The organism is Bradyrhizobium sp. SUTN9-2, assembly GCF_003122645.1.
GTDB classification, from domain to species: Bacteria; Pseudomonadota; Alphaproteobacteria; order Rhizobiales; family Xanthobacteraceae; genus Bradyrhizobium; species Bradyrhizobium yuanmingense.
This window is the reverse complement of the sequence record NZ_LAXE01000001.1, coordinates 4012400-4038173: the sequence shown is the minus strand read 5'-3', so window position 1 is coordinate 4038173 and position 25774 is coordinate 4012400. Positions and strand designations below refer to the sequence as shown.

Genomic DNA, 25774 nt, shown 5'->3' with positions numbered 1-25774 from the left:
TTTGCCGCGGTGCTGGTGCAAATCGGCCCGAGGTAAGCGGCTGTTGGTATTTTCTCCGCATATTCAAGCAAATTCAGCTAGGTCTTGAGCCACTTCACTGATTCGGGGCGACGAAACGCCGTGACCTCCTTTGCATCTGCCGCGTGGCGATCCCTGGGTATGGCATTGTGCCTGATGGCCGGGCTGTCGATGGACTGTGCCGCATTCGCCAAGTCCAACGAGACGGCCGCGGAGACCAAGGATCCCGCCAAGCCAGCAGCCAAGGACGCCGCGAATGGCTCGGCCAAAGGATCAACCAAGGAAACGGCGAAGGATACGGCCAAGGGAACCGGCAAGGACGCCGCGAAGGCCGCAAGCAAGGGTACGCCTGGCACCCCCGCCAAGGACGCCGCGAAGAAGCCGGACGCCGGCAAGAACGCCAGCAAGGAACCGGCGAAGGACAAGCCCAAAGACAAACCCAAGCCTGCGGCCACCGCTCCCGTTGCCACGGCACCTGCTTCCGCGCCAAAGGCAGCGCCGACTGCGAGCGGCGCGCCGCCCAAGGCAGCCCCCGCCCCGGCCGTGACTGCCACCGTCAAACCAACTGCGCCGGCCCCGGCCAGACCGGCCGCAGCTCCCATACTGGCGCCTGCAACACGCCAGCATGCAGCGCCGCGCAAGCCGGTCATCCCGGCCGCCGTCGCTGCGACATCGTCGACGTCGCAGGCTGACAAGGACACCCTGGAGAGCGTCATCGAGCTCGTGCGTAAGCGCAAGGCCGGCGACGCCACCAATGCCGCGGCCGGCATCTCCGATCCGGTCGCGCGAAAGCTCGCCGAATGGATCATCCTACGCAGCGAGGACAACGGCGCGACCGTGGAACGCTATCGCGCCTTCCTCTCAGCCAATCCGAGCTGGCCATCGCAGACCTTCCTGCGCCGGCGCCTCGAGGCCGCGATGTGGGACGACAGGCGCGACGAGTCGGTCGCGTGGTCGTGGTTCGAGAACGAATCGCCGATCTCCGCCAAGGGACGCTTCACGCTGGCCAGGGCGATGCTGGCGCGCGGCGACCGCGCCAATGCCGAGCGGCTGGTGCGCGACGCCTGGCGCGCCGATCCGATGTCGGAGGACACCGAGAACAACGCGCTCGACCAGTTCGGCGCCCTGCTCACGCCAGGCGACCAGAAAGCGCGGATGGACAACCTGCTCTACGGCAGCGAGAACGAGGCGGCGCTACGCGCCGCCAAGCGTCTCGGCGCCGGCTATGTCGCGCTCGCCAAGGCCCGCATCGCCGCGGTCAAGAAAGCGCCGAACGCGCGGGCGCTGCTCGATGCCGTGCCGCGCGAGCTGCACGGCGATCCCGGCTTCATCTTCAGCAAGATCCAGCTGCTGCGCCGCGAGGAGAAGTTCACTGAAGCCGCCCAGCTGATGCTGTCGGCGCCGAAGGATCCGGGTCGCCTCCACAATCTCGATGAATGGTGGATCGAGCGGCGCCTCCTGGCCCGCAAGATGATCGACACCGAGGAATTCCGCAGCGCCTATCTGATCGCGCGCGACGCCGCCCTGCCCTCGCGCGACATCTACAAGACCGAGCAGGAGTTCACCGCCGGCTGGATCGCGCTGCGCTTCCTCAACGATCCCGCGACCGCCGCCCAGCATTTTGCTCGCATCGGCGTCGGCAGCGTCAATCCCACCGCGCTGGCGCGTGCCGGCTATTGGCAGGGCCGCGCTGCCGAGGCGATGGGCCGCCAGCAGGAGGCACGCAATGCCTATGCGCGGGCGGCCGAGCAATCGACCAGCTATTACGGCCAGCTCGCGCGCGCAAAGCTCGGCCTGCCGCAGATCGAGCTCAACAGCCAGCCGCGCGGTCGCGGCGCCGAGCGGCTCGAGATCGTGCGCGCCGCGCGACTGCTCTACGAGCTGGACGAGCGCGAGTTCGCGATACCGCTGCTCGCCGACATGGGCGAGAACGGCGATCCCGAGGCGCTCGCGGGCCTCGGCGAGCTCACCCAGCGCTACAGCGACGCGCGCGGCATGCTGCTGCTCGGCAAGGCCGCGCTCAACCGCGGCCTCCCGTTCGACTTCTACGCCTACCCCGTCAACGGCATCCCTCAGTTCACGCCGATCGGCCCCGAGGTCGAACGCAGCATCATCTATGCGATTGCGCGGCAGGAGAGCGCGTTCAACCCGTCGGTGGTCTCGCCGGCGCAGGCCTACGGGCTGATGCAGGTGACGCCGGATGCCGCCCGCTACGTCTGCAAGCGCCACGGCGCAACCTACGACCTCGCGCGGCTGAAGAACGACTCCGTCTACAACGCCACGCTCGGCTCGGCCGAGCTCGGCGGACTGCTCGAGGATTATCGCGGCTCCTACATCATGACGTTCGCCGCCTACAATGCCGGCCGCGGCAGCGTGAAGAAGTGGGTCGAGCGTTACGGCGATCCGCGCGACCCCAAGGTCGACGCGGTCGACTGGGTCGAGCTGATTCCGTTCTCCGAGACGCGCAACTATGTGCAGCGGATCATGGAGAACCTTCAGGTCTACCGCGCCCGCTTCGGCGGCGGCACCCGCTTGCAGATCGAAGCCGATCTGCGCCGCGGCGCGGTCAGCGTGCAGTAACGGGCGTCGATGGTCCGTTAGAATCAGAGCCTGGTTGCTGGGCAGGGCTCGGCAGGATTCGTCGACGGCACCAGCGACCTGACGATAGAATTGCGCCAAGCGTTTCCACGCGCCGGTTAGCTTATGCCTCACAAGGCTGGGAACGTGTCACGCTGCGCGTGGTCGGTGCGTTCCTGTTCGCAGCCGTGATCTCGTCGGGCCTCGCGACCGGCGGCTCCCCCCTTCGGCAAGAACCGCCATCCTGCCCAGCCACAGGTAACCGGCATCCAGGATCGCTATTGCCTGCAAGAACGGCGTTGGGAGAATCCTGGCAACTGCCAGTTGTCCAATTACAGCCAGTGCATGGCGACCGCGTCGGGCACAATCGATGCCTGCGGTCTCAACCCGACCTATGCCTTCAAGGAGTGGAAGGGCCTGAGATGGTAGTTTGATAGCACTTTGCCGACATTCCAGCTTGCGAGCCAACAAGGTCCGCACGTTAGGCGAAGCGCTACGCTCCAAAGAAAAACCCCGGCAGTTTCCTGCCGGGGTTCATGGATCAACCTAGGGTCGATCTTAGAAGTTGCGCTGAGCGCGCAGGAGCATCTGCAGGTTGCCCTGATCCTTCAGCTCGTAGGTGGCTGCGGGCTTGGCAACAGCCAGGTTGGCCGTGTTGGCGCCCGTGACAACGCCAGAGTGCTTCTGGTCGAGCCAGACGTAGCTCACGTCAGCCGTGAAGGCGAGACCCTTGACCGGAGTCCAGACCAAGTTGCCGCCGATAACCGCAAGGTTGAAGTCGGGGTTACAGGTCGAGCCAGCGGCGGGGGCCAGAGCAGCAGCGAAGCTGGCGCAGATCAGAGCCTTGCTTTGATCGCCGTAGCGGAGCGAAGCATAAGCACCATAGATGCCCGACGCCCAGTTCGGGGACCAGTTGTGGGTATAACCACCGCGGAAGCCCCAGGTCTTGACGGTCTCGATACCGAGACCGGAACCGAACACGCCATCAGCGATACCGGCAAAGCCGATGCTCTGATAAGCGATGCCGCTGCCGCCGTAGATGAAGATGGTCTGCGGGAACAGGCTCTGGAAGTTGTACCGCGAAGCACCGTCGGTGTAGACCGCCTGCAAGTTGATCGAGTCACCCGCGCCGGTCGGGATGTTCTTGATCGACAAGGCACCCTGCACCGCCCAGCCCCACTTGTCAGACGGATGACCCGTGAGCTCCGTCGTACCGTAATAAGCCGAGTGGAGTTCGTGCGCCGCCGCCGAGATCTGGAACAGACCCCAAGCCTGATCGACACGAACCTGACCGACGATGTCGGGCATGCGCGTGCCACCCCAATCGTTGACACCGTAGATGCCCTGGATGAAGGCAGCGCCCGCAGCTGCAGTCGTGGCGAAGCCACCCACTGCACCGGCAACGCCCGTCACGCTCGCGTTCCAGAGGTTGGACTGGCCGCCAGCGGCGGTCGTCATATCCTGCAACGCGACCGAACCCGTGATGCCCTGGCCGAAATCAGCCGTGTAGGCGACCTGGTTCACACCGGTGACGTTGTTGCTGCCGCCCGGAAGGAAGTCGGGACCGCCAGCCGGATAGCTCTGCCACGGTGCGTCGAAGATCGAGACGGTGCGGCCGAAGGTGAAACCAGCGAACTGGATGAACGCATGGTAGAGGCCGAGCGAAGCCGAACCGGTCGAGATGGTCGAGGGACTGCTGAAGGTCGTGGAAGTCGAATCCCAGCTGAAGACCGTATCGGCATAGGTGCGGACCACGCCGTACTCGGTTGCCGTACGGGTATCGATGGTGAAGTCCAAACGAGCGCGGGTCTGGTAGTAGTTGTCCAGACGGTTGTTGGCGCCGCCGGGAGCACCCTGGCCAATGCCGTAGTCGCTGTTCGTGTTAAACAGCATGTCGGCACGCAGATAACCGCCGAACTTGATGCAGGTGTCGGTGCCCGGGATGTAGTAGAATCCAGCACCGTACAGGGAGCAGATCTTCACGTACTCGACCGCCTTGGCCTTCACGGGGAGATCGGCTGCCTGAGCTCCGCCCACGGCGATCAGACCCGCCGCTGAGCCGAGCAAAAGGCTCTTAACCAACTTCATGTTAAACCTCCAAGTTGCTCTTCAGGGAAGGTCACTGACCGGACGGCCAATTCCCCAACCCCCTCTAAATCACCGCTTTCGGCCCCTTCGCGTCTTCGGACACACCCGCATGAACGCGAGGGACTTAAGCGAATGACCTAAACGGGACGACCTCGGGATGCCCCCCTCCGTCGCTCAGTCACAATTACCGAACGTCCTTGCACACACAACAAGAGAACGCTCCGAAACGGGCCGGTGCAGCGTGTTTTCCAACGGGTGTTGCACAAATAACACGCAGATGTGATCAAACCGCTCTCGTAACGCATTGTTTACATTGAAGTTTTCGGAGCGGTTCCAAATGCCCTCAAAGTTCCGCACATGAGGCGCCGCGCGCGAGAGCTCGGCTTGAGCCAGCTTTGAGGCGCTCGAATCGTGGAATCAGAAGGAGACTCAGTGGGCAGGCATCGACCCGCCTCCCCGCCGCGCAAACTGACCCAGGCAGCCTGCAAATACCTCCGCCGGCCGGGGCTCGCCATCACTCTCTATATGGAAGTCACGGCTGGCGGGATAATCGGGCCGGACAGCTCGGCGAGCGAGGACGCAGAGGTGCTAGTCCTTCTTTGCACCTTTGAATTTCCTCGAAAATTCAGCGCCACGCCCTGATCCGAGCGCAAACCCGTCTGGTTTCGCAAATCACTGGGAATATTCGAGCGAAAACACGCGCTTCCAAATTGACCAGCCCGAGCAAATAGATGCATAAGGCTCGCACCGGAGAGGTGGCCGAGTGGCTGAAGGCAACGCTTTGCTAAAGCGTCATACGGTCTCAAGCTGTATCGAGGGTTCGAATCCCTCCCTCTCCGCCACCCCAGAATCCCGGAAGCAGAATCAAGGTCGCTGCGCGCGTCCAGCGGAAGGCGATGGGCGACGCCGGTACGAAAGTTCCGCACAAGGATGAGGGCGGCGAGCCCGCGCGATTCGCGCGCTCCTTATATATGTGAGCCCCCACCTAAATGCCGGATCGCCAGACCCGCCAATGCGAGGGCGCTATCAGCACGGCCTCATCGGCCCAAACATTGAACCAGATGCCGCCCTTACGCCGGCATGGAAAGGACCATGGCACAATACCTGTTTTGTGCAGACGCCCGAGTTCCAGGTCGCACTCGTCGGGAGCGATCTGAATCGGCAGCCATCGTCCATTCGTAGCCTGGTTGCTCATGCCGTCGGATTCTAGGCGACGCCATGAAGAAGAAACTTGCTCCAGCGCAAGCGCGTCCGCCCGTGCGAATGAGCGCAGGCGGCGCGGCCGTTGTTCTCGCCGGCAAAGGTGACTAGAGTTTTGCACCATTTCGCCCGAGCACAGACCCCCTACGTCGGGTCGAGAACCCATCGCATGTCGCAACAAGGCCGCAACAAGGGAGCCTCGGCCCCCTCCTCACTCCATCCGTCAGCTATTCTGGACCAGGCAATTGCGGCGCACCGTTCGGGCAATCTGTCGGAAGCGGAACGGGCCTACACGACCATTCTGAAGGGAAGCAGAACGCATGCCGTCGCGCTCCATATGCTGGGGCTGTTGCACGCCCAGCGCGGCCATTTTGCGGATGCCGAGCCTTTGCTGAAGAAGGCTGCACGCGTCGACCCCGGCAATCCCGACGTTCTTTTCAACTATGCCAACGTGCTACGCGCGCTGGACAAGCCGGACGATGCGCTCGTCTGGCTTGCGAAAGTAATCGCCCTGGCTCCGAACTTCGCGGACGCGCATCTCAATCGCGGAGCGATCCTCATTGCACGGCAGCAGGTTCGCGACGCCATAGCCGAGTTTGATCGCGCCATTGCGATCGCACCGTCGAGCGCCGCGTTCGCCAACCGAGGCAGCGCGTTGCAGCAGCTTGGTCGACTCGAGGAAGCGCGTGACAGCTACGCCCGCGCCATCGAGCTTGCACCGGCCGACCCACAGAACCATTTCGCGTTGTCTGAGGTTCTTGGCCAGCTGGGGCGAGACGACGAAGCGATCGTGGCTCTGGAACGAACGGTCGCACTTGATAAGACGTTCCCGTTTGCGCTGAGCAACCTCGTTGCTTGCAAGCGGAAGCGCGCCGACTGGAGCAGCTTCGAACGTGAACAGGCCACCATGGAAGACGCTGCCGAGGCAGGCGTGCCGGTCGACCCCTTCACCTTCTTTCATGTCTCCTCATCGCCTGCACGCCAATTGACCTGCGCGAAGGCCTATGTCGCCAAGGTGACCCCCGACGGGGGTGCCGCCAGGCCCGGAACGCCGAGACCGGCGTCCCGGCTCCGGGTCGCGTACATGTCGGCCGATTTTCGCAGTCATGCCACCGCGTATTTGATGGCCGGAATCTTCGAGGCGCACGACCGCGAGCGCTTCGACGTCACCGCTATCTCCCACGGGCCCGACGACGACAGCCAGATGCGCAACCGCCTGAGGGCCGCATTCGAACGTTTTGAAGATGTCAGCGATCTCGCCGACGAGGACGTCGTCAAGCTGATCGGCCAGCTCGGGATCGAGGTTCTCGTCGATCTCGGCGGCTTCACCGCCGGTGCGCGGCCGAAAATCATTGCGCGCCGGCCGGCTCCTATCCAGGTCAGCTATCTCGGCTTTCCCGGCACGATGGGCGCCCCCTATGTCGACTATCTCATGGCCGACCGGATCGTCATCCCCGAAGCAGAGCAGCCTTATTACGCCGAGAAGGTGATCTATCTTTCCAATAGCTACCAGGCGACCGACGCGAAGCGACCGCTCCCGTCAAATCCACCGAGCCGGAGCCAGCTCGGACTGGCGGACGATGCGTTCGTCTACTGCGCGTTCAACAGAAGCCCCAAGATCACGCCCCCGTTGTTCGGCGTCTGGATGCGGCTGCTCGACAAGACCCCCGGGAGCGTCCTTTGGCTGCTGGATGGTGACCCGGTCGCCACGGAGAATCTGAAGCGTGAAGCCGTTGCGCGGGGGATTGCCGCCGAGAGAATCGTGTTCGCTCCGCACGTCCCTGCTGACGAGCATTTGGCGCGCCATCAGGTCGCCGATCTGTTCCTGGACACATTGCCTTACAACGCCCACACCGGCGCCAGCGACGCCCTCTGGGCCGGCTTGCCGGTCCTGACGTGCCTTGGGACCACTTTTGCCGGACGCGTTGCAGCCAGTCTCCTGAACGCCGTAGGCCTTCCCGAGCTGGTGACGCGATCGCTGGAGGAATATGAGGCTTTGGCGCTTCGGATCGCGCACGATTCCGAGCTTCGCGTTGCGCTCAGGAGCAAGCTGGCGGCGCGCCGGACCACTTGGCCGCTTTTCGATACTGTCCGCATGACGCGGGATATCGAAAAGGCATTCGACGAAATCTGGCGCAGGCATTGCGCGGGCGAAGCGCCGGCCTCGTTTGCCGTGCAAACCTCGACCTGAAGCCGCCTCGGCGCGGTGGCGCCGCCCGGTCAAGGTCCGGTTCCCAAGCGAAGTGACGCTCAGTGCGCGCAGACCCAGGCTCTCGCCTCACGCTGCGCGACGGAGATCTCGGCCTCCGACATCTGCCCGGCGATTTCCTGGCGCAGCGCCACGGCGTCCTTGCGGCCCTTCAGCGCGGCGAGATTGAACCATTTGTGCGCGGCGACGAGATCGACGATGCCGGAGCGGCCGCTCGCCCAATAGATCCCGCGCTCGAACAGCACGTCCGACAGCGCGCTCGCATCGACCGGCGTCGCCGTCTCCAGATCGAAAGTACCCTGAAACATCACGCATCCCCTTTGTTCTTATGCCGCCTCGTCCCCCGAGCGCGGCTCCCGTCCAACCTCTGATGTGCATGACCCGTCACGGGATCGTGCACTGTTCAACTCTTCCCCGTCGCCGTTTGCCGGCTTGTTGGAGGCGATGATGGCGGGCAAATTTGAATGGCAGTTTAAGCATCGCGATGAAGCAGACGTAAACGCGGGCGCGCGCCTCCTGCGCCGAGAATTCAAGAAGTCCATGATTCGCAGGGACTTCTGTCATTCGTCAGATTCGGTTTACCCTGGGATTTCAGGACATCGATAACCATCGCGCGCGGTGGCGCAGGTCATGTGGTTGCTTTTCTTCAACTGGCGTCACCCGCGCCCTCGCTACGCCAAGGCTTCCACGGTATGCGGTCTCGGGCCGCCGAAGCGGCGAAGGTGGCAGGCGGGTGACCGAATATTCCAGCGGCCGCAATCGTTCCACGACAAGCCGCGCGTGCTGGATCGGCCCGTCGGAGCCGGGCGGCGACACCGCTGGGCGAAACGGCGCGCGATCACGCCACGGGCCGCCTTGCCTCTCCAAGCCAAGCCGGCATGACAGAAGCGCGCTCGGACGCGACGCGGTCAAATCAACGATGTGAGGGAGAGGAATGCCGGCAATGCCCCGGCTTCAAGGGAATGAGGGCGTCGGCGAACACGTCAGGACCAGATTCCACTTTGGCCCGAAGGCCTGTCGTGAAATTGCGGAGCCCGTTTGAGGAGAACCGCACCGAACGAAGAAAACTCGTTTCTTCTGCCGGACCGCGAAAGAGAACGGTCCGACCGTTGACCTGATGTCTCGCCGACACCCTCTATCGTCGACCAGAACCTCTAGGAGGCGCTGATGACGTGCCGGCTATCTGGAGCCGGCAACTTCAGAAGCGAAGTTACTTCTTCTTCTTCGCGACCTTGCGGGTCTTCTTCGCAGTCTTCTTCACTGCGCTCTTCGCCTTCTTCGCCTTCTTCGCTTTCTTGGCCATGTTGCCCTCCGATGTGTGAGATGGCTTTAATCGCTGCGTGCACTCGGGGATCGAATGCACTTCATCCCGAATACACCAACACGAAGAAAAAAACAGCTTCTCGCTTAAAGAAGTGTTGACGCAGCAAGGCGCCTGCGCTTGGCGGGCGCGACGCAGGCGCTTCGTACGACGTGCACTTGCGATCATGCAGAGCGCTCGCATCGCCGACGTTCGCGAACGATGCGATTGCACGAAAACACTATGCAGCAAGTATTTTTTCGCACGCGCGTATCGCGCGCGACCAACGCAGCGATGCGCATCGACAATCGTTCGGTCGCCTCGCAAAGGCGTTTCGCGGACTCTGAGTCGCGATTTTTGGCAACGAAAATATTTTCATGCTTAACGGCGCGGGCGCTCGCCGGAGCGCGTTCAAGCCGCCGTTTCGGGCGAATCGCGCGGCGGCGATTCGGCCGCCGCATCGCCGTCGATCAGGATGAAGTTTGCCGTCGAGGATGCGCGCGAGCGTCGCAGCGAGAACCAAAAGCGAGGTGACGAAATGCGTCCGTCACCTCGTTCGAATGCGTCAGGCTTAGACGCCGAGCTTGGACTTGAGCAGGTCGTTGACGCTCTGCGGGTTGGCCTTGCCGCCGGATGCCTTCATGACCTGGCCGACGAACCAGCCGAGCGATTGCGGCTTGTCCTTCACCTGCGCCGCCTTGTCGGGATTGGCCGCGATGATGTCGTCGACCACCTTTTCGATCGCTGAGAGATCCGTGACCTGCTTCATGCCACGGCTTTCGACCAGCGCGCGGGGATCGCCACCCTCCTGCCAGACGATTTCGAACAGATCCTTGGCGATCTTGCCCGAGATCGTACCCTCGCCGATCAGGTCGATGATCGCAGCCAGTTGCCCGGCATTGACGGGCGAGGCCGTAATATCCCGGCCTTCTTTGTTGAGACGGCCGAACAGCTCGTTGATCACCCAGTTCGCCGCCATCTTGCCGTCGCGGGCGCGGTTGGCGAGCTTGTCGAGCACCGTCTCGTAGAACAGCGCGCTCTCGCGCTCGGCGACCAGCACGCTCGCATCATAGGCCGAGAGGCCGAAATCGGCGACGAAGCGCGCCTTCTTCTGGTCCGGCAGCTCCGGCAGCTTCGCCTTCAGCGCGTCGACGAATTCCTGGCTGAACTCCAGCGGCAACAGGTCGGGGTCGGGGAAATAGCGATAGTCGTGCGCCTCCTCCTTCGACCGCATCGAGCGCGTCTCACCCTTGTTGGGATCGAACCGGCGCGTCTCCTGCTCGATCTCGCCCCCGTCCTCCAGGATCTCAATCTGGCGCCGCGCTTCATACTCGATCGCCTGGCCGATGAAGGCGATCGAGTTCATGTTCTTGATCTCGCAGCGGGTGCCGAGCGGCGCGCCGGGCCTGCGCACGGAGACGTTGACGTCGGCGCGCAAGGATCCCTTCTCCATGTCACCGTCGCAGGTGCCGAGGTAGCGCATGATCGAGCGCAACTTGGTCACATAGGCCTTGGCCTGCTCGGCATCGCGGATATCAGGCTTCGAGACGATCTCCATCAGCGCCACGCCAGATCGGTTGAAATCGATGTAGGACAGCGACGGCGACCGGTCGTGCAGCATTTTGCCGGGATCCTGCTCCAGATGCAGCCGCTCGATACCGATGGTGGCCGTCTTGCCGCCGTCGAGATCGATGATTACCTCACCCTCGCCCACGATGGGCGATTTGTATTGGCTGATCTGGTAGCCCTGCGGCAGGTCCGGATAGAAATAGTTCTTGCGGTCGAACACCGAGCGCAGGTTGATCTGCGCGTTGAGGCCGAGCCCGGTCCGGACAGCCTGCCTGACGCATTCCTCGTTGATGACCGGCAGCATGCCTGGCATCGCGACGTCGACCAGCGAGACGTGGCTGTTCGGCTCCCCGCCGAAAGCGGTAGACGCGCCCGAGAACAGCTTGGCGTTCGAGGTCACCTGGGCATGGATCTCCATGCCGATGACCATCTCCCAGTCACCCGTTGAGCCCTTGAGAAGCTTGTGCGTGGCCGTGCTCATGTCCTGCTCCCGAGCAGCGTGGCAGCGATCCGCTCCCACTCCGCTTCCAATGAATCCTTTGCCGCCGGCTGGCGCGCCTGGCGGTACCAATAGCCGGCATTGCCGAGATCGCCTCGACGCGGTGCAAATAGGCATGCACCCAGGCGGCCTCGCGGCTGCTCTCGTCCTGAACGATCGTGTGCGCGCGGTCCCAGTCGCCCTTCGCCGCCCACCAGAGGCCGGCGAGCGGCGCATTCAGGTCCGGCGCGGGCGCCGCGCCGCCGAGACTCGCGATGAAATCGGCGACATTCACCACCACCTCGCGGGCGTGAAGCGGCCGGCGGCCTGCTCGATCACCTCGCCGAGCGAGAACAGCGTCTCCTCATCGAACGGACGGCCGATCAATTGCAGCCCGAGCGGCAGGCCCTGCACGTCCTTGCCGGCGGGCACCGCGATGCCGGGCAGGCCCGCCATGTTCACGGTCACCGTGAAGATGTCGTTGAGATACATCTCGACCGGGTCGGCGCCGCCCTTCTCGCCGATGCCGAAGGCCGCCGACGGCGTCGCCGGGGTGAGGATGGCGTCGACGCCTTTGGCGAAGCAGTCCTCAAAATCCTTCTTGATCAGCGTGCGCACCTTCTGCGCGCGCAGGTAATAGGCATCGTAATAGCCGGCCGAGAGCACGTAAGTGCCGATCATGACGCGGCGGCGCACCTCGGCGCCAAATCCCTCCGCACGGGTGTTCTCGTAGAGCTCGATGATGTTCTTACCCTGCTCGCGCAGGCCGTAGCGCACGCCGTCATAGCGCGCCAGGTTGGACGAGGCCTCTGCCGGCGCCACGATGTAATAGGCCGGCAGCGCGTACTTGGTGTGCGGCAGCGACACCTCGACCAGCTCGGCACCGGCCGCCTTCAGCCACGCCGCGCCCTCACTCCACAGTTTCTCGATCTCGGCCGGCATGCCGTCGAGGCGATACTCCCGGGGGATGCCGATCTTCATGCCCTTCACGGACTTGCCGATCGCCGCCTCGTAGTCCGGCACGGGGATATCGACCGACGTCGTGTCCTTGGGATCGTGGCCGGCCATCGAGCGCAGCAGCATCGCGGCATCGCGTACGCTGCGCGCGATAGGGCCCGCCTGGTCGAGCGAGGAGGCAAAGGCGACGATGCCCCAACGCGAGCAGCGGCCATAGGTCGGCTTGATGCCGACGGTCGCGGTGAACGCGGCCGGCTGGCGGATCGAGCCGCCGGTATCAGTCGCGGTCGCGCCCATGCAGAGCAGCGCCGCCACGGCCGAGGCCGAGCCGCCGGACGAGCCGCCCGGCACCAGCGTGGTGTTGCTGCCCTCGCGCCGCCAGGGATTGCCGACGGGGCCGAAGCACGAGGTCTCGTTCGCCGAGCCCATCGCGAACTCGTCATTGTTGAGCTTGCCGAGCATCACCGCGCCGTCGCGCCAGAGCTGCGAGGTGACGGTGGACTCGTAGGTCGGCACGAAATTGCCGAGGATCTTCGAGCACGCCGTGGTGCGCACGCCCTTGGTCGCGAACAGGTCCTTGATGCCGAGCGGGATGCCGGCGAGCGGGCCCGCATCGCCCTTGGCGATCTTGCTGTCCGCCTCGCGCGCCATGGCGCGCGCCTGATCCGGCGTCTCCATCACGAAGGCGTTGAGCACGCGCGCTTTCTCGATCGCGGAAAGATGCGCATCGGTCAGCTCGAGCGACGTGAAAGTTTTTGCCGCGAGACCCTTGCGGGCCTCGGCGAGCGTCAGCGATATCAAATCGGTCATTTATTGATCGGGCTGCAGAAGAACGGAGACAGGGTCTTGTCGTCGGCCGGGTCGTCCTTTTTGGCGGCGGCTTTCGCGGCCGCCTCGAGCTCGTCGAGCACGGCATTGACGGCGACATTGGGGTCGGCAGCCTTGCCCTGCCGCTCCATCTTGTCGAGGTAGTTCATGTAGGCCTGATAGGCCTTCTCATCGTCGCAAAGCAGGCACATCGGACCTAACCTGTTTATTCAACGACCTTCGGCACCAGGAAGAAGTGACCTTCGGTCGCGGGCGCGTTGGCAACGATATCGTCGGCGATCCCGCCGTCGTCGACCACGTCCTGCCGCTTCTTCATCTGCATCGGGGTGACCGAGGTCATCGGCTCCACGCCCTCGACATTGACCTCCGAGAGCTGCTCGACGAAAGCGAGCATGGCGTTGAGCTCGCCCTGCAGATGCGGAACCTCGTCCTCGGAAACCGCAATGCGCGCCAGATGCGCGATGCGGCGGACGGTAGCGGCGTCGACGGACATGATATAAGGCCTCTTACGGCAAAACCTATGTGCCGTATAGCAGAGGCCGGTTTTGCGCCGCAACCGGCGCTTCCCCCTATCCGGCGAGGGCCTTCATGCGCCCCAGCGCCGATTTGGCCAGGTCCCGGGTCAATTCGGCGGCGGGAAGCTCGCGGCCCAACGCAACGGCCTGCCCTGCCCAGAGATTGGTGAAATCCACCCTGCCCTGCTTTTCGGCAGCCGCTTTCAGCGGCCCCAGCGCCGTCGCGGCGTGGGGAAACGGCGGCGCATCCGGCGAGATCGGACCGGCCTCGCGCATCAGCCGGTTCTGCACCCCGCGCGCAGGCCGGCCGGTCATGACATTGGTGATGACGGTGGAATCGTCCCGCGCCTCGGCCAGCGCCTTGCGGCCGCCCGCGCTGAGCTTGGATTCCGGGCAGCGCAGATAGGCGCTGCCGATCTGCACGCCGGCGGCACCGAGGGCGAAGGCTGCGGCAATGCCGCGTCCGTCGGCGATGCCGCCCGCCGCGATCACCGGCACCTTCACGGCATCGACGACCTGCGGCACCAGCGCGAAGGTGCCGGGCTGCTCGGCGATCTTGTCGGTCAGGAACATGCCGCGATGGCCGCCCGCCTCGGCACCTTGCGCAATCACGGCATCGACGCCGTGTTCTTCCAGCCAGACCGCCTCCTTCACCGTCGTCGCGGACGAGATGACGAGGCAACCCGCCGCCTTGACGCGCCGCAGCAGCGCTTGCTCCGGCAGGCCGAAATGGAAGCTGACGACCTCCGGCTTCAGCTCCTCGACCACTTCGCAGAACGCTGCATCGAACGGCGCGCGGTTCGCAGCCGCGATCGGCGCGGAGGGATCGAGACCGTGCTCGGAATAGTACCCTGCGAGCCGCTGCTTCCACCGCGCCTCGGCTTCGCGCGTCAGATCGACCGGCGTATGGCAGAAGAAGTTTATGTTGACCGGCGCCTTGACGCGCTGGCGGATGAGACCAACCTGCTCGCGCGCCTTCTCCGGCGAGATCATCGCACACGGCAGCGACCCCAGCGCCCCGCCCTGCGCAGCCGCAATCACCAGCTCCGCATCCATCACGCCAGCCATCGGCGCCAGCACGATCGGAAATTCGGTCTTGAAGAGATCGATCAGTCGACGGTCAGGCCACATGATGCTTGCCTCGCATTCGCTCTTCCCTCTCCCCTTGTGGGAGGGGGTGGATCGCCGCGATAGCGGCGAGACGGGTGAGGGGTTTGCATCCGCGGAAGCAGACCTCTCAGATTTGACTTCACTCTCCGCGGAAAGAACCCCTCATCCGGCGCTGCGCGCCACCTTCTCCCACAAGGGGAGAAGGAAGAACACCTCTCGCTGAATTCCGGCGTCCTGCCAGCAACTGCTCCGCCTCCGCCGCAATCCGCTCGACGATCTCCGCCGCCGGTGGGATATCATGAATCAACCCAACCGCCTCGCCGGCGATCACGGCCGCGACATCGAAATTGCCCGCCGCCCTTGCTGCCGCATACTCGGAAGCGACTGCGGCAACATTCTGCATCAGCTCGACCTCGCGGCCGATCCAGCGCTTGGCATGATCGTTGACCAGGCACCGCCCGGTAAACGGCGCCGGCCAGACATTGTTGCGGGAGAGATCGAAGAGGATGCCGCGCACGGTCGAACCGGAGTTCGCCGCGCAGATGCGGCGCTTGGCCTCCTCCGCACCGTCGGCCTCCTGGCTGGCATAGAAGCGCGTGCCGAGCAGCACGCCGCTCGCGCCCAGCATCATCATGGCCGCTAGGCCGCGCCCATCCGCGATGCCGCCAGCCGCCACCACTGGAACGTGCCCCGCGACGAGATCGACGATGGCGGGCACGAGATCGACAGTGGTGCGCGAAGCGCCATGACCGCCCGCCTCCGTGCCTTGCGCAATCAGGATGTCAGCACCGGCATCGAGCGCCTGCCGCGCCATCGCTTCGTCCTGCACCTGGCAAATCAGGCGCGCGCCGGCGGACTTGATCTTGGGCGCGAACGGCGCGGGATCGCCGAACGACAACATGATCGCAACTGGTTTTGCAGCGAGCGCGACATCGAGAAGCTCGGGCTGCTTGGCGAGGCTCCAGGTGATGAAGCCGATCCCGAACGGTGCACTGAGGTCGGCGAGCTTCGCCGTCTCCTGCTCCAGCCAGACCCGCTCGCCATAGCCGCCGCCAAGAATGCCGAACCCGCCGGCGCGGCTCACCGCCGCGACCAGGCGGCTGCCGGCAATGACATCCATCGGCGCCAACAGGATCGGATGCTCGATCCCCAGCAGCGTGGTCAGCGACGTCGTCATCGGCATACGGCTCCTCCCCGATCTGGACAGCGAGACTAGGCGCGACTAGCATTCTCGAAAATTGAATTGTTGCGAACGCTGCCATCTCAAAAGCGAAACGACACCATGGAACTCAGCGATATCAAGACCTTCGCCGCCGTCGCCCGCACCGGCGGCATCACCCGCGCCGCCGAAGAGCTCAACACCGTGCAGTCGAACGTCACCCAGCGCGTGAAGGCGCTGGAGGCGGAGATCGGCACGCCGCTGTTCGAGCGGCACTCGCGCGGCATGACGCTGACCGGCGCCGGCAAGCGCCTCCTCCCCTATGCGCAAAAGATGGCAGCGCTGTCGCGCGAAGCCTTGCTCGCCGCGCGCGACGATGGCGAGCCGAAAGGACCGCTCGCGATCGGATCGATGGAGACCACGGCAGCCGTGCGATTGCCGCCGCTGCTCGCTGATTTCCACCGCCGCTTCCCTGCCGTGCGTCTTTCCTTGCGCACCGCACCGACCGCCGACCTCGTCGCACTCGTGCTCGACGGCACGCTCGACGGCGCCTTCATCGCCGGGCCCATCGCGCATGACGACCTCACAGCGACGAGCTTGTTCGGCGAAGAGCTGGTGCTGGTCAGCGCGCGCCGCTGGGCCTCGCTCGCCGAGCTGCGCGCCGGCACGCCCGAGTCGGGTCCGACCGCGCTGGTGTTCCGCACCGGCTGCACCTATCGCCAGCGGCTCGAACAGATCTTCGTCGAATTCGGCTGGCCGTCGGCGGCACGCTTCGAGCTCGGCACGCTCGACGGCATGATCGGCTGCGTCGCCGCCGACATGGGCGTGACGCTGCTGCCGCGCGCCGTTGTGGAACGCAGCGCGATGAACGGCGCCGTCGCCGTCCACACGCTGAGCCCGTCACATGCACGTGTCGAGACACTCTTCATCCAGCGCCGCGCCGGACATCAATACAGTGCGCTGAGCGGTTTTGCCGATTGCCTGAAGAAGGACGAGGACGTCATCGCAGCATGACGGAGCGCCAACGTTCCACGCTACGAAATTCGTCACAAATCCATCGCGTTTGAATCGATTCGCGCTGCGCCCTGCCATCGCAGCGCAGCACTTCGAAAAGCTTTGAAGCCCGCGCTTCTTCTACGTTAGGATAAGTGACTGGCCAGCGCGAAACCATAAACGAAGCCAAACACCGGCAGAAAACATCGGGAGGACTATTGATGCGCAATACGCTCGTGTTGTGCTGCGTCGCTGCGTTGTCGGCGATTTCAGGAACTGCAAGCGCACAGGACTGGACCAAATCGAAATGGGGGCCGAACGACGAGATCGGCGCCGCCAACTACATGACGCCCGAGCTCGTTGTGAAGGCGGCATCGCTGGTGAAGACCGGCAAGACCTACGCCCTCGGCATCCCCGTCACGCCGCAGACGCCCGCCTACCCGCCGCGCACCTTCAAGCTCACCATCGTGCAGCCCGGACAGGCCGGCACCCCGGGTCTCGGTCCGAACAAGGCCACTTACAACGATGACATCCTCGACAGCTGGGTCGGCATCGGCAGTCAGCTCGACGGGCTCGGCCATCTCGGCGTCGAGCACGTCTACTACAACGGCAACAAGCTGGCCGATTTCGCCGATCCCAATGGCTTGAAGAAGCTCGGCATCGAGAAGGTGCCGCCGATGGTCGCCCGCGGCGTGCTGCTCGACATGGCCGCCTATTTCAAGACCGACGTGGTGAAGGAAGGCACCGCCTTCAACGTCAAGGAGATCGAGGAAGCCGCCAAGCAGCAGAACGTCGAGATCCGCCAGGGCGATGTCGTCATCTTCCATACCGGCTGGCTCAGCCTGATCGGCAAGGACGACAAACGCTACTCGGCCGGCGAGCCCGGCCTCGGCGTCGAAGGCGCGAAGTACCTCGCCGGCAAGGGCGTCGTCGCGGTCGGCGCCGACACCTGGGGGCTCGAGGTGTTGCCGTTCGAAGGCAAGACCGTGTTCGAGGTGCATCAGATCCTGCTCGCGATGAACGGGACCTACATCCTCGAGAACATGGATACCGCCGCGCTCGCGCGCGACAAGGGCTATGAATTCCTGTTCGTGCTGGGCCAGCCGCGCTGGACCGGCGCCGTTCAGGCCATGATCAACCCGATCGCGATCCGCTGAGCTGAAAACCGGGCGAGGAGCCGCTTGCCGCGCGGCAGGCCCCTCGCCCACCCCTCCGTCACCGCGGCCTCACCTGCCACCGCCGCAATGCCACGATGGCCCAGATCGCCTCGACCAGGCCGAACGGCCAGGCGCCTTGCAGGAAGCCATAGGCCGACCCCAGCGCGCAGGACGCCGCGAACAGCAGCACGAACCAGTGGCTGCGATCCTCCAGGGCATAGCAGACCAGCATCGCCGTCACGGCAAACAGGCCGAATAGTGTCAGTGCATCCATGGTTATCAGTTCACCCCGCAGCGCGACGCATGATATGCGCTAAAGCCATGCCGGCTCCTATCCTGCCTCTCATCGATGCTGCAACCCACTGGCCCGCGCGCGGCGCGCTGGTCGGCCTCGATTTGGGCACGAAGACCATCGGCGTTGCGGTGTCCGACCCGGACCGGCGGCTGGCGACCGGAGTCGAGACGATCCAGCGCAAGCAGTTCAAGCAGGATGCCGCCAGGCTGCTGGCCATCGCCACCGAGCGCAAGGTGGTCGGCTTCGTGCTCGGCCTGCCCATCAACATGGACGGCAGCGAAGGCCCGCGCGCACAATCGACCCGCGCCTTCGCGCGCAATCTGGCCGGATTGACCGCGCTGCCCATCGGTCTCTGGGACGAACGTCTTTCGACCGCGGCGGTCGAGCGCGAGCTGATCGGCATGGACGTCAGCCGCGCCAAGCGCGCCGAGGTGATCGACGAGCACGCCGCGATCTTCATCCTGCAAGGCGCGCTCGATCGCCTTGCCAATCTTCGCACGAGCCCGGGACCGGACTGATCCATGGCCGTCGTCATCGCGGCGCTGCTGCCGGTCTTCATCCTGATCGTGCTCGGCATCGTGCTGAAGCGCAGCCTGATGCGACTCGACACGCAATGGCACGGGTTGGAGCAGCTGACCTATTTCGTGTTGTTTCCGATGCTGCTGATCCAGACCCTGGTAAAAGCCGACCTCTCCAAGGTGCCGGTCGCCGGCGTCGGCGGCGCGCTGCTGCTGTCGGCACTGGCGATGTCGCTGTTGTGCCTCGCATTGCGCCCCGCCCTGTCGCGGCTCGGCATCGACGGCCCCGCCTTCACCTCGATCTTCCAGGGGGCGACGCGCTGGCAGACCTTCGTTGCGCTGTCGATCGCCGCCAATCTGTTCGGCGATGTCGGGCTGGCGCTCGCCTCCGTTGCGATGGTGGCGATCATCCCGCTCGTCAACGTGTTCAGCGTGTCGGTGCTCGCTCGTTACGCATCGCCGGAAAAGCAATCCGGCCGCGCCATCTTCATGACGTTGGTGCGCAATCCCTTGATCTGGGCCTGCGTCATCGGCCTTACTGTCAATGTCACCCATCTGCCGCTGCCAAGGCTCTGGCATGAGGTTGCAGACGCGCTCGGCAGTTCCTCCCTCGCCATCGGACTGCTCGTCACCGGCGCAGGACTGCATCTCGAAGGGCTCTTCCGTCCAAGCCTCGGCGCAGCTGTCGGCGTCGTGTTCAAGCTCTTGCTGATGCCCGCGCTCGCGATGGGTCTCGGTCTCTGGTTCGGGCTTTCCGGCAACAGCCTGGCGATCGTGGCGATCTGCTCGGCGGTGCCGACCTCGTCCAGCGCCTATGTCCTCGCCCGCCAGATGGGCGGCGACGCCCCGCTGCTGGCGCAGATCATCACGCTGCAGACGATCTTTGCAGCCATCACGATGCCGATCGCGATCGCCCTGGCGGCTTAGCACTCGTCAATTCGAGCGCACCTCTCTGACCTCGTCATTGCGAGGAGCTCTTGCGACGAAGCAATCCAGACTGCCGCGGCGGAGAGATTATGGATTGCTTCGCTGCGCTCGCAATGACGAAGTTGCGGCCTAGCTCCCCAGCCACATCGTCAGCACCACCGCGGTGAGATTGTTCAGCGCATGCAGCACGATCGTGAGCCACAGCGAGCCGGAGCGGTAGCGCATGTAGCCGAACCACAGGCCGATGGCAAAAACTTCGGCGAGGAAGTACATGTCGTACTGCAGATGGACGATTGTCCACACCAGCGACGACATCAGGATCGCGCCGGGTGCGCGCAGGAAGCTCGCCGACCAGCCACGATAGAGGAAGCCTCGCGCCAGAACCTCTTCCGACATCGGCGCCGCCACCGCGAATGCGGCCAGCAGCAGCAGCGCGGCGCCCTTGTCGCGGCCCGTTTTCAACAGATCGGTCATGAAGCCCGGCGTCGCCTCGCGGCCGAGGGCGCGCGACATCGTCTCCCAGAGCAGCACGATCAGGATGAGGCCGACGGCGCCGAACAGCAGCTGCTTCCAGGACGGCCAATGCAGCGCGAGATAATCGATGAACGAAGCTTTCTTGATGCGAATGGCGAGCCAGACCGCGGCCAGTGTCGCCGGCAAGCCCATGATGACCGAGAGCGCAAGCGTCTGGGGCTCGCGGCCGACGACCTGCAGCGAAGCGAGGTCCATGGGTAGACCACGCTGCGCCGCCAGCAGAAGGACGGCGCCGATCTGCCCGACGAACATCGCAACGAAGATGAAGAGGCCCCACACCGCCGTGCCCCAGAACTTCCAGACACGCGGCGCCGCCGGCGTCGCGGTCAGCGTCGGATGATCGGGATTGAGGGAGTCCATCAGCTGGCTTTCGTTTTGGAGATTCACGGCAGCGCCCGCTCCAGCAGCGCGCGCACGGCGGCGCTGTCGAGCTCGACCGCGCCGTACATACCGGCATGGTTCGTCGCGAGGCGGGTCGCGGCAAACAATTCGGCCTGGCGCGGCGACACGCCATTGAGCGCGGCGGTCGCGGCCAGCAATGCCAGCTTCTCAACCGCAAGCCGCGCGACGCGCTCGCCGTCGGCGCGCCGAAACGTCTTGCCGATGAAGCTGGCCGCCTCGCCCGCCCCCGGCAGCCCCTTGGTCTCGGCCGCCAGCGCTTGCAGCACCGCCGTCGCCGCCTCGCCCTCGCGCGAGAGCGCGCGGAGCACGTCGAGGCACATCACGTTGCCCGAGCCCTCCCAGATCGCGTTGACCGGCGACTCCCGATAATGGCGCGCCAGAATGCCGTCCTCGACATAACCGTTGCCGCCGAGGCACTCCATCGCCTCAAACAGGAACGGCGGCGCGCTCTTGCAGGTCCAGTATTTGATCGCGGGCGTGAGCAGCCGTATATAGGCCGCCTCCGCCGCATCGTGCGGCGTGCGGTCGAAGGCGCGGCAGAGCCGCATCACTAGCGCCGTGCTCGCCTCCACATGCAGCGCCATGTCCGACAGCACGGCCTGCATCAGGGGCTGATCGGCCAGATGCTTCTGGAACACGCTGCGATGCCGGGCGTGGTGCAGCGCATGCGCAAGCCCCGAGCGCATCAGGCCGACGGAGGCGATCGCGCAATCCTGGCGCGTCAGCTGCACCATCTGGATGATGGTGCGGATGCCCTTGCCTTCCTCGCCGACCCTTTCGGCATAGGCGCCTGTGAATTCGACCTCGGACGAGGCATTGGAGCGGTTGCCGAGCTTGTCCTTCAGCCGCTGGAACTGAATGGCGTTGACCGATCCGTCCGGCGCGAAGCGCGGCATGAAGAAGCAGGTCAGCCCGCCTTCGGCCTGCGCCAGCACCAGGAAAGCATCGCACATCGGCGCCGACATGAACCATTTGTGGCCGGTGATGCGATAGCCGTCCCCGTCGCGCACCGCACGCGTCATGTTGGCGCGCACGTCGGTGCCGCCCTGCTTCTCGGTCATGCCCATGCCGAGCGTCATGCCGCGCTTGCCCCACCACGGCGCAAAGCTCGGATCGTAGCTCTTGGTCGACAGCACCGGCATCACCCGCGCGAGCAAGTCGGGCTGTAGCGCCAGGGCCCCGACGGAAGCGCGCGTCATCGTGATCGGACAAAGGTGGCCGGTCTCGACTTGCGCAGCCATGTAGAACTTTGCGGCGCGAATGACCTCGGCACCATCGCCCGCCGGCTTGCCATCCCCAGTCCAGGTAGAATTGTGCACGCCCGCATGCGCACTGTGCGCCATCAGCTCGTGATAGGCGGGATGAAACTCGACCTGGTCGCGGCGATTGCCTTTGGCATCGAAGCTGCGCAGCTTCGGCGTGTTCTCGTTCGCAAGGCGCCCGCGATCGGCCATTGCTGCCGAGCCCCAATGCCGGCCGAACTCCGACAGTTCCCGCTCCGCCGCTGCGCCGCCATTGGACCTGACCGCCTCGACCAGCGGCCGGTCCACGGCGAAAAGATCGACGTCCTCGAACGGCGGCGACTGGTTGAAGACCTCGTGGGTCGCAAATGTGGGCTGGGTCATTTTGCGTCCTCGGCGCGGAATCAGTTCCGTCGCGGCTGGATCGGGAAATCATAGGCCGCCCCGCCTGCCCCCGGCAGCGAAAAATGCCACCACTCCTTCGAATAGTTCACAAAGCCTTGCCTGGCCATCGCAGCCACCAGCCGCTTGCGCCAGGCGCGCTGCTCCGGAGTGATCGATGGTGCCGCAGTGTGCCCCTTCGGGTCGGTACAGTCGTAGCCTGTGCCCATGTCGACGCTGCCCTCGGGCGCCCGCGCCTCGACCGGCGCCGTGCAATCCGCATAGGTCTTGGCTGGATCATATTTGGCAGAATTGTCCGCCCTGAGATCGACCAGCGTGAGATCGAGCGCCGCACCGGTCGAATGTTGAGAGCGGCTCGCAATGTAGCCGAGGCGGAACAGCTCGGTCTTGGGGATCTTCGGATTGTAGCGCCGCTCCGACGCCGTCTCGCGGCCGTTCTGCGACCACTTGACCATGTCGAGCGAGGCCCGCGCCGGCCGGTAGCAGTCGAACATCTTGAGCGAGAGATTTTGCGCCGCCAGCTCCTGCTGCACCGCTTTCAGCCGCAGCCCCACCTCGCGCTTCACCACGCATTCGCCTGCTTGGTAGCCGGCGAGCGGACGGCCGACGAAATTGTTCGACGTGGCGTAACGGATATCCTGGATGATGCTGGGATCGATATCGCGCAGATAGACGAAGTCACCGGGCAAGCTCTGCGCCCGCACGGGAACGAGAAACGATAGTGCGAGCAGCACGACAAGCGCGACGCGCGCCGCGGTTCCGGTCCTTGCGGTCATTGCACCGGATCCGAGTTGACCAGAAGTTTCGTGATCGCGGTGTCCGTATATTTGTTGCCGGCCCAGACATCGTCGATGATGAACTGCATCCAATGGGCCGACACCGGTGGCCGCAACATCAGCAATTGCGCCGACAGCTTGTCGTCGAGAACGAAGGTCTGCGACTCGCCGCCCGAGAACAGCACGCGGATCTGGCGGACCCTGTTGTTCTTGGCGAAGATGTCGCGGCTTTTTTGGTAGCCGTTCTGCACGTGGATCGACCTGACCCGCCGCACGGTTTCGAACTCGATGGTGATCCACTCGCCGACGCCGTTGCCGGATGCGCCCTCGACCCAGGCCGTCCCCGTCGAGGCGTCGAACAAATTCGCTGCGCCGTATGAATTGCCGAATTGCGGCTTCAGCATCGAGCTGACGCAATAGGTCTCGAAGCCGCTGCGGGCGCAGCTTTCGCCTGCCGCGGAGGGACGCGGCGGACGCATGGTGGCGCGCTCCGCGACCGCAGGCCTTGTCGGCGGCTTCACCAGCATGCCCGCCACTTTCGGCGCCCCGTTCGACGATTCCGCATTCCAGAGAAAGATGCGCCCGCCGAGCGTCTGGTCGTAATAGGCGGGCGTCTGCTCGTGCGGTGCTGCTTGTCCTCCGGCATCCGTCGCCGTCAGCGCCAGCGCCGCCACGCGCTCGCGCACCTCGACCGCGAGGTCGCCGAGATGCAGCTCGGGCCGCTTGAGCTGCTCGACGAATATCCGCGTGAACACCGAATTGTGCGCCGTATCGTTGCTGCCCAGCTGGTCGAGCGCGGTCTGGCCGATGCCTGCGGAATAGAGCGTGAAGATCCCGCGCGCGGGCCGGGCGTCAGCAAGCCCCCGCGTGTTCCCGATCGAACGTCCCGCGGCGCGCGGAAACGGATTGTCACGGCAGGCATCGATGACGACGAAGGCGACCCGCACTGCCTTGGCCTGAAGCTCCGCGATCACGTCGGGCTCGGCGATCGAGGCCCCGCGCACCCGCGCCTCGGCGCCCTCGTTCACGGTGGGAACGTCGCTCGGCACGAGGTAGTTCACGCCTGCGATCGCAACGCCGTGTCCGGCATAGAAAACGGCGGCGGTATCGCCCGGCTCGAGCCGCGACGTGAAATCCGCAAGCCGGTCGATCATGCCCTGGCGGCCAAGATTGGTCCCGAGCACGATGTCGAACCCGAGCGACCTCAGCGCGTCGGCGACGGTCGTTGCGTCATTGGCGGCCTTCTTCAATTGCCGGTCGGCCGGCAGGTTCGGATAGAGATCGTTGCCGATCACGAGTGCGACGCGTTTTTCGGCCCAAGCCGGGGTCGCAAGGCCAGCCATGCACGCGGTCGCGAGCGCAGCAACATTGCGCGCCAGTCGATTAAAATACCGCGTGCCCGTCATGATCCAGCCCGTGACGCAACCAATGTTGCGAGTCTAGCGCAAAGCGGCTGCCCCGAACACCGGCTGGCGGCGCCGCCTCCGCCGCAAAGCGCCGTGGATAAGTCCGGCGGCGGGATTTGAAGCTTGCTCCCCCCGCCGTCCGCCCCTATAGCTCTGCTTTTAATGACATCGAAATCGACCTTCGTCCTCGGCCACCGGCATTTGCTGGGCATCGAGGGCCTTTCCGCGGCCGACATCAGCGGCCTCCTCGACCTGTCCGAAGAATATGTCGAGCTCAACCGCCAGGTTGACAAGAAGCGCACCGTCCTGCGCGGACGGACGCAGGTGAACCTGTTCTTCGAGGCCTCCACCCGGACCCAGTCCTCGTTCGAGCTTGCGGGAAAGCGGCTGGGCGCCGACGTCATGAACATGTCGGTCGCCTCCTCGTCCATCAAGAAGGGCGAGACACTGATCGACACCGCGATGACGCTCAATGCGATGCACCCGGACATCCTGGTGATGCGCCATCACGCCTCCGGCGCGGTGGAACTGCTGGCCCGCAAGGTCGACGGTTCCGTGATCAATGCCGGCGACGGCGCGCACGAGCATCCGACCCAGGCGCTGCTCGACGCGCTCACCATCCGCCGCAACAAGGGTCGGATCGAGGGGCTCGTGGTCGCGATCTGCGGCGACGTGATGCATTCGCGCGTCGCCCGCTCCAACATCATCCTGCTCAACACCATGGGCGCCCGCGTCCGCGTCGTCGGGCCCTCCACGCTGCTGCCGCCGGGCATCGAGCGGATGGGCGTCGAGGTCGCGCGCGACATGCGCGAGGGTCTCAACGGCGCCGACATCGTCATGATGCTGCGGCTGCAGCGCGAGCGCATGAACGGCTCCTTCGTGCCCTCGTCGAGCGAATACTTCCACTATTTCGGGCTTGACCAGAAGAAGCTCGCTTATGCCAAGCCGGACGCGCTCGTGATGCATCCCGGCCCCATGAACCGCGGCGTCGAAATCGACACCGCGGTCGCCGACGGTGCGCAATCCCTGATCCGCGAGCAGGTGGAGATGGGCGTCGCCGTGCGCATGGCGGTGCTGGAAGCGCTCGCCCGTAACCTGCCGAACGCGTGATGCCG

General features: G+C 64.8%; 21 protein-coding genes, 1 tRNA gene and 1 pseudogene. 9 read left to right on the top strand and 14 right to left on the bottom strand.

The genetic code is table 11. The features are described from left to right. Positions 1–174 precede the first annotated feature (174 nt). Together XF30_RS18745 and XF30_RS18740 are read left to right on the top strand one after the other, a co-directional pair. Positions 175–2598, top strand: a complete 2424-nt coding sequence (locus XF30_RS18745) for a lytic transglycosylase domain-containing protein (RefSeq protein ID WP_192893423.1) — start codon at positions 175–177, stop codon at positions 2596–2598. Between the two features lie 264 nt (positions 2599–2862). Further along, the gene (locus XF30_RS18740; protein WP_109143524.1) at positions 2863–3024 is read left to right on the top strand and encodes a DUF3551 domain-containing protein; all 162 of its coding nucleotides are present in this window, start codon (positions 2863–2865) and stop codon (positions 3022–3024) included. A 129-nt stretch (positions 3025–3153) separates the two neighbouring features. On the opposite strand, the gene XF30_RS18735 is transcribed toward XF30_RS18740, so the two are convergent. Further along, positions 3154–4683, bottom strand: a complete 1530-nt coding sequence (locus tag XF30_RS18735) for a porin (protein ID WP_109143523.1) — start codon at positions 4681–4683, stop codon at positions 3154–3156. Between the two features lie 749 nt (positions 4684–5432). Between XF30_RS18735 and XF30_RS18725 the strand changes: the two genes are divergently transcribed. Next, a tRNA-Ser gene (locus tag XF30_RS18725) sits at positions 5433–5525 on the top strand. Positions 5526–6052: 527 nt separating this feature from the next. Next, entirely contained in the window at positions 6053–8074 is a 2022-nt protein-coding gene (locus XF30_RS18715; RefSeq protein ID WP_109143522.1) for an O-linked N-acetylglucosamine transferase, SPINDLY family protein, read from the top strand. A gap of 59 nt (positions 8075–8133) precedes the next feature. Here the strand turns inward: XF30_RS18715 and XF30_RS18710 are convergent, their stop codons facing one another. The 8 genes and pseudogenes from XF30_RS18710 to XF30_RS18670 all read right to left on the bottom strand — a co-directional run bounded on the left by XF30_RS18710 (position 8134) and on the right by XF30_RS18670 (position 16032). Beyond that, complete coding sequence (locus XF30_RS18710) at positions 8134–8400, bottom strand: hypothetical protein (protein ID WP_036025525.1); 267 nt, start codon at positions 8398–8400, stop codon at positions 8134–8136. Between the two features lie 1563 nt (positions 8401–9963). Next, a complete protein-coding gene (gene gatB, locus XF30_RS18700; RefSeq protein ID WP_109143521.1) occupies positions 9964–11442 on the bottom strand; it encodes an Asp-tRNA(Asn)/Glu-tRNA(Gln) amidotransferase subunit GatB in 1479 nt (492 codons plus the stop codon). After that, positions 11439–11740, bottom strand: a pseudogene (locus XF30_RS18695) (hypothetical protein). The gene gatB and the pseudogene XF30_RS18695 overlap by 4 nt, the downstream one beginning before the upstream one ends. Further along, on the bottom strand, positions 11731–13206 hold the full coding sequence (gene gatA, locus XF30_RS18690; protein ID WP_109143520.1) for an Asp-tRNA(Asn)/Glu-tRNA(Gln) amidotransferase subunit GatA: 1476 nt from the start codon (positions 13204–13206) through the stop codon (positions 11731–11733). Before gatA ends, XF30_RS18695 begins: the two are co-directional and overlap by 10 nt. Then, entirely contained in the window at positions 13203–13415 is a 213-nt protein-coding gene (locus XF30_RS18685; protein ID WP_109143519.1) for a hypothetical protein, read from the bottom strand. Before XF30_RS18685 ends, gatA begins: the two co-directional genes overlap by 4 nt. Before the next feature lie 14 nt (positions 13416–13429). Next, positions 13430–13717 carry an Asp-tRNA(Asn)/Glu-tRNA(Gln) amidotransferase subunit GatC gene (gatC, locus tag XF30_RS18680; RefSeq protein ID WP_025036738.1) on the bottom strand — a complete coding sequence of 96 codons (288 nt, stop codon included), beginning with the start codon at positions 13715–13717 and terminating at the stop codon, positions 13430–13432. 76 nt (positions 13718–13793) lie between these two features. Continuing rightward, positions 13794–14870 carry an NAD(P)H-dependent flavin oxidoreductase gene (locus XF30_RS18675; protein ID WP_109143518.1) on the bottom strand — a complete coding sequence of 359 codons (1077 nt, stop codon included), beginning with the start codon at positions 14868–14870 and terminating at the stop codon, positions 13794–13796. 118 nt (positions 14871–14988) lie between these two features. After that, positions 14989–16032 (bottom strand): NAD(P)H-dependent flavin oxidoreductase, encoded by a 1044-nt coding sequence (locus XF30_RS18670; RefSeq protein ID WP_109143517.1) that lies wholly within the window; start codon positions 16030–16032, stop codon positions 14989–14991. Positions 16033–16131: 99 nt separating this feature from the next. Between XF30_RS18670 and XF30_RS18665 the strand changes: the two genes are divergently transcribed. After that, complete coding sequence (locus XF30_RS18665) at positions 16132–17022, top strand: LysR family transcriptional regulator (protein ID WP_109143516.1); 891 nt, start codon at positions 16132–16134, stop codon at positions 17020–17022. Positions 17023–17222: 200 nt separating this feature from the next. Then, the gene (locus XF30_RS18660; RefSeq protein ID WP_036025535.1) at positions 17223–18158 is read left to right on the top strand and encodes a cyclase family protein; all 936 of its coding nucleotides are present in this window, start codon (positions 17223–17225) and stop codon (positions 18156–18158) included. A gap of 58 nt (positions 18159–18216) precedes the next feature. Here XF30_RS18660 and XF30_RS18655 read toward each other — a convergent pair whose 3' ends face one another. Continuing rightward, positions 18217–18432 carry a hypothetical protein gene (locus XF30_RS18655; protein ID WP_036039246.1) on the bottom strand — a complete coding sequence of 72 codons (216 nt, stop codon included), beginning with the start codon at positions 18430–18432 and terminating at the stop codon, positions 18217–18219. 47 nt (positions 18433–18479) lie between these two features. Here XF30_RS18655 and ruvX point away from each other — a divergent pair, with 47 nt between their 5' ends. Continuing rightward, positions 18480–18971, top strand: coding sequence for a Holliday junction resolvase RuvX (gene ruvX, locus XF30_RS18650; RefSeq protein WP_036025537.1), 492 nt, complete (start codon positions 18480–18482; stop codon positions 18969–18971). Positions 18972–18974: 3 nt separating this feature from the next. After that, positions 18975–19898 carry an AEC family transporter gene (locus XF30_RS18645; protein ID WP_109143515.1) on the top strand — a complete coding sequence of 308 codons (924 nt, stop codon included), beginning with the start codon at positions 18975–18977 and terminating at the stop codon, positions 19896–19898. A gap of 129 nt (positions 19899–20027) precedes the next feature. Here the strand turns inward: XF30_RS18645 and XF30_RS18640 are convergent, their stop codons facing one another. Genes XF30_RS18640 through XF30_RS18625 form a run of 4 tightly spaced genes read right to left on the bottom strand, consistent with a single transcriptional unit; the run spans position 20028 to position 24596 of the window. After that, on the bottom strand, positions 20028–20792 hold the full coding sequence (locus XF30_RS18640) for a CPBP family intramembrane glutamic endopeptidase (RefSeq protein ID WP_109143514.1): 765 nt from the start codon (positions 20790–20792) through the stop codon (positions 20028–20030). 23 nt (positions 20793–20815) lie between these two features. Beyond that, a complete protein-coding gene (locus tag XF30_RS18635) occupies positions 20816–22459 on the bottom strand; it encodes an acyl-CoA dehydrogenase family protein (protein ID WP_109143513.1) in 1644 nt (547 codons plus the stop codon). A 20-nt stretch (positions 22460–22479) separates the two neighbouring features. Beyond that, positions 22480–23253 carry a M15 family metallopeptidase gene (locus XF30_RS18630; RefSeq protein ID WP_109143512.1) on the bottom strand — a complete coding sequence of 258 codons (774 nt, stop codon included), beginning with the start codon at positions 23251–23253 and terminating at the stop codon, positions 22480–22482. Continuing rightward, complete coding sequence (locus tag XF30_RS18625) at positions 23250–24596, bottom strand: NADase-type glycan-binding domain-containing protein (RefSeq protein ID WP_158284392.1); 1347 nt, start codon at positions 24594–24596, stop codon at positions 23250–23252. Before XF30_RS18625 ends, XF30_RS18630 begins: the two co-directional genes overlap by 4 nt. Positions 24597–24821: 225 nt before the next feature. On the opposite strand from XF30_RS18625, the gene XF30_RS18620 reads away from it, so the two are divergent. Continuing rightward, positions 24822–25769 carry an aspartate carbamoyltransferase catalytic subunit gene (locus XF30_RS18620; protein ID WP_036015092.1) on the top strand — a complete coding sequence of 316 codons (948 nt, stop codon included), beginning with the start codon at positions 24822–24824 and terminating at the stop codon, positions 25767–25769. The last annotated feature ends 5 nt before the right edge of the window (positions 25770–25774 follow it).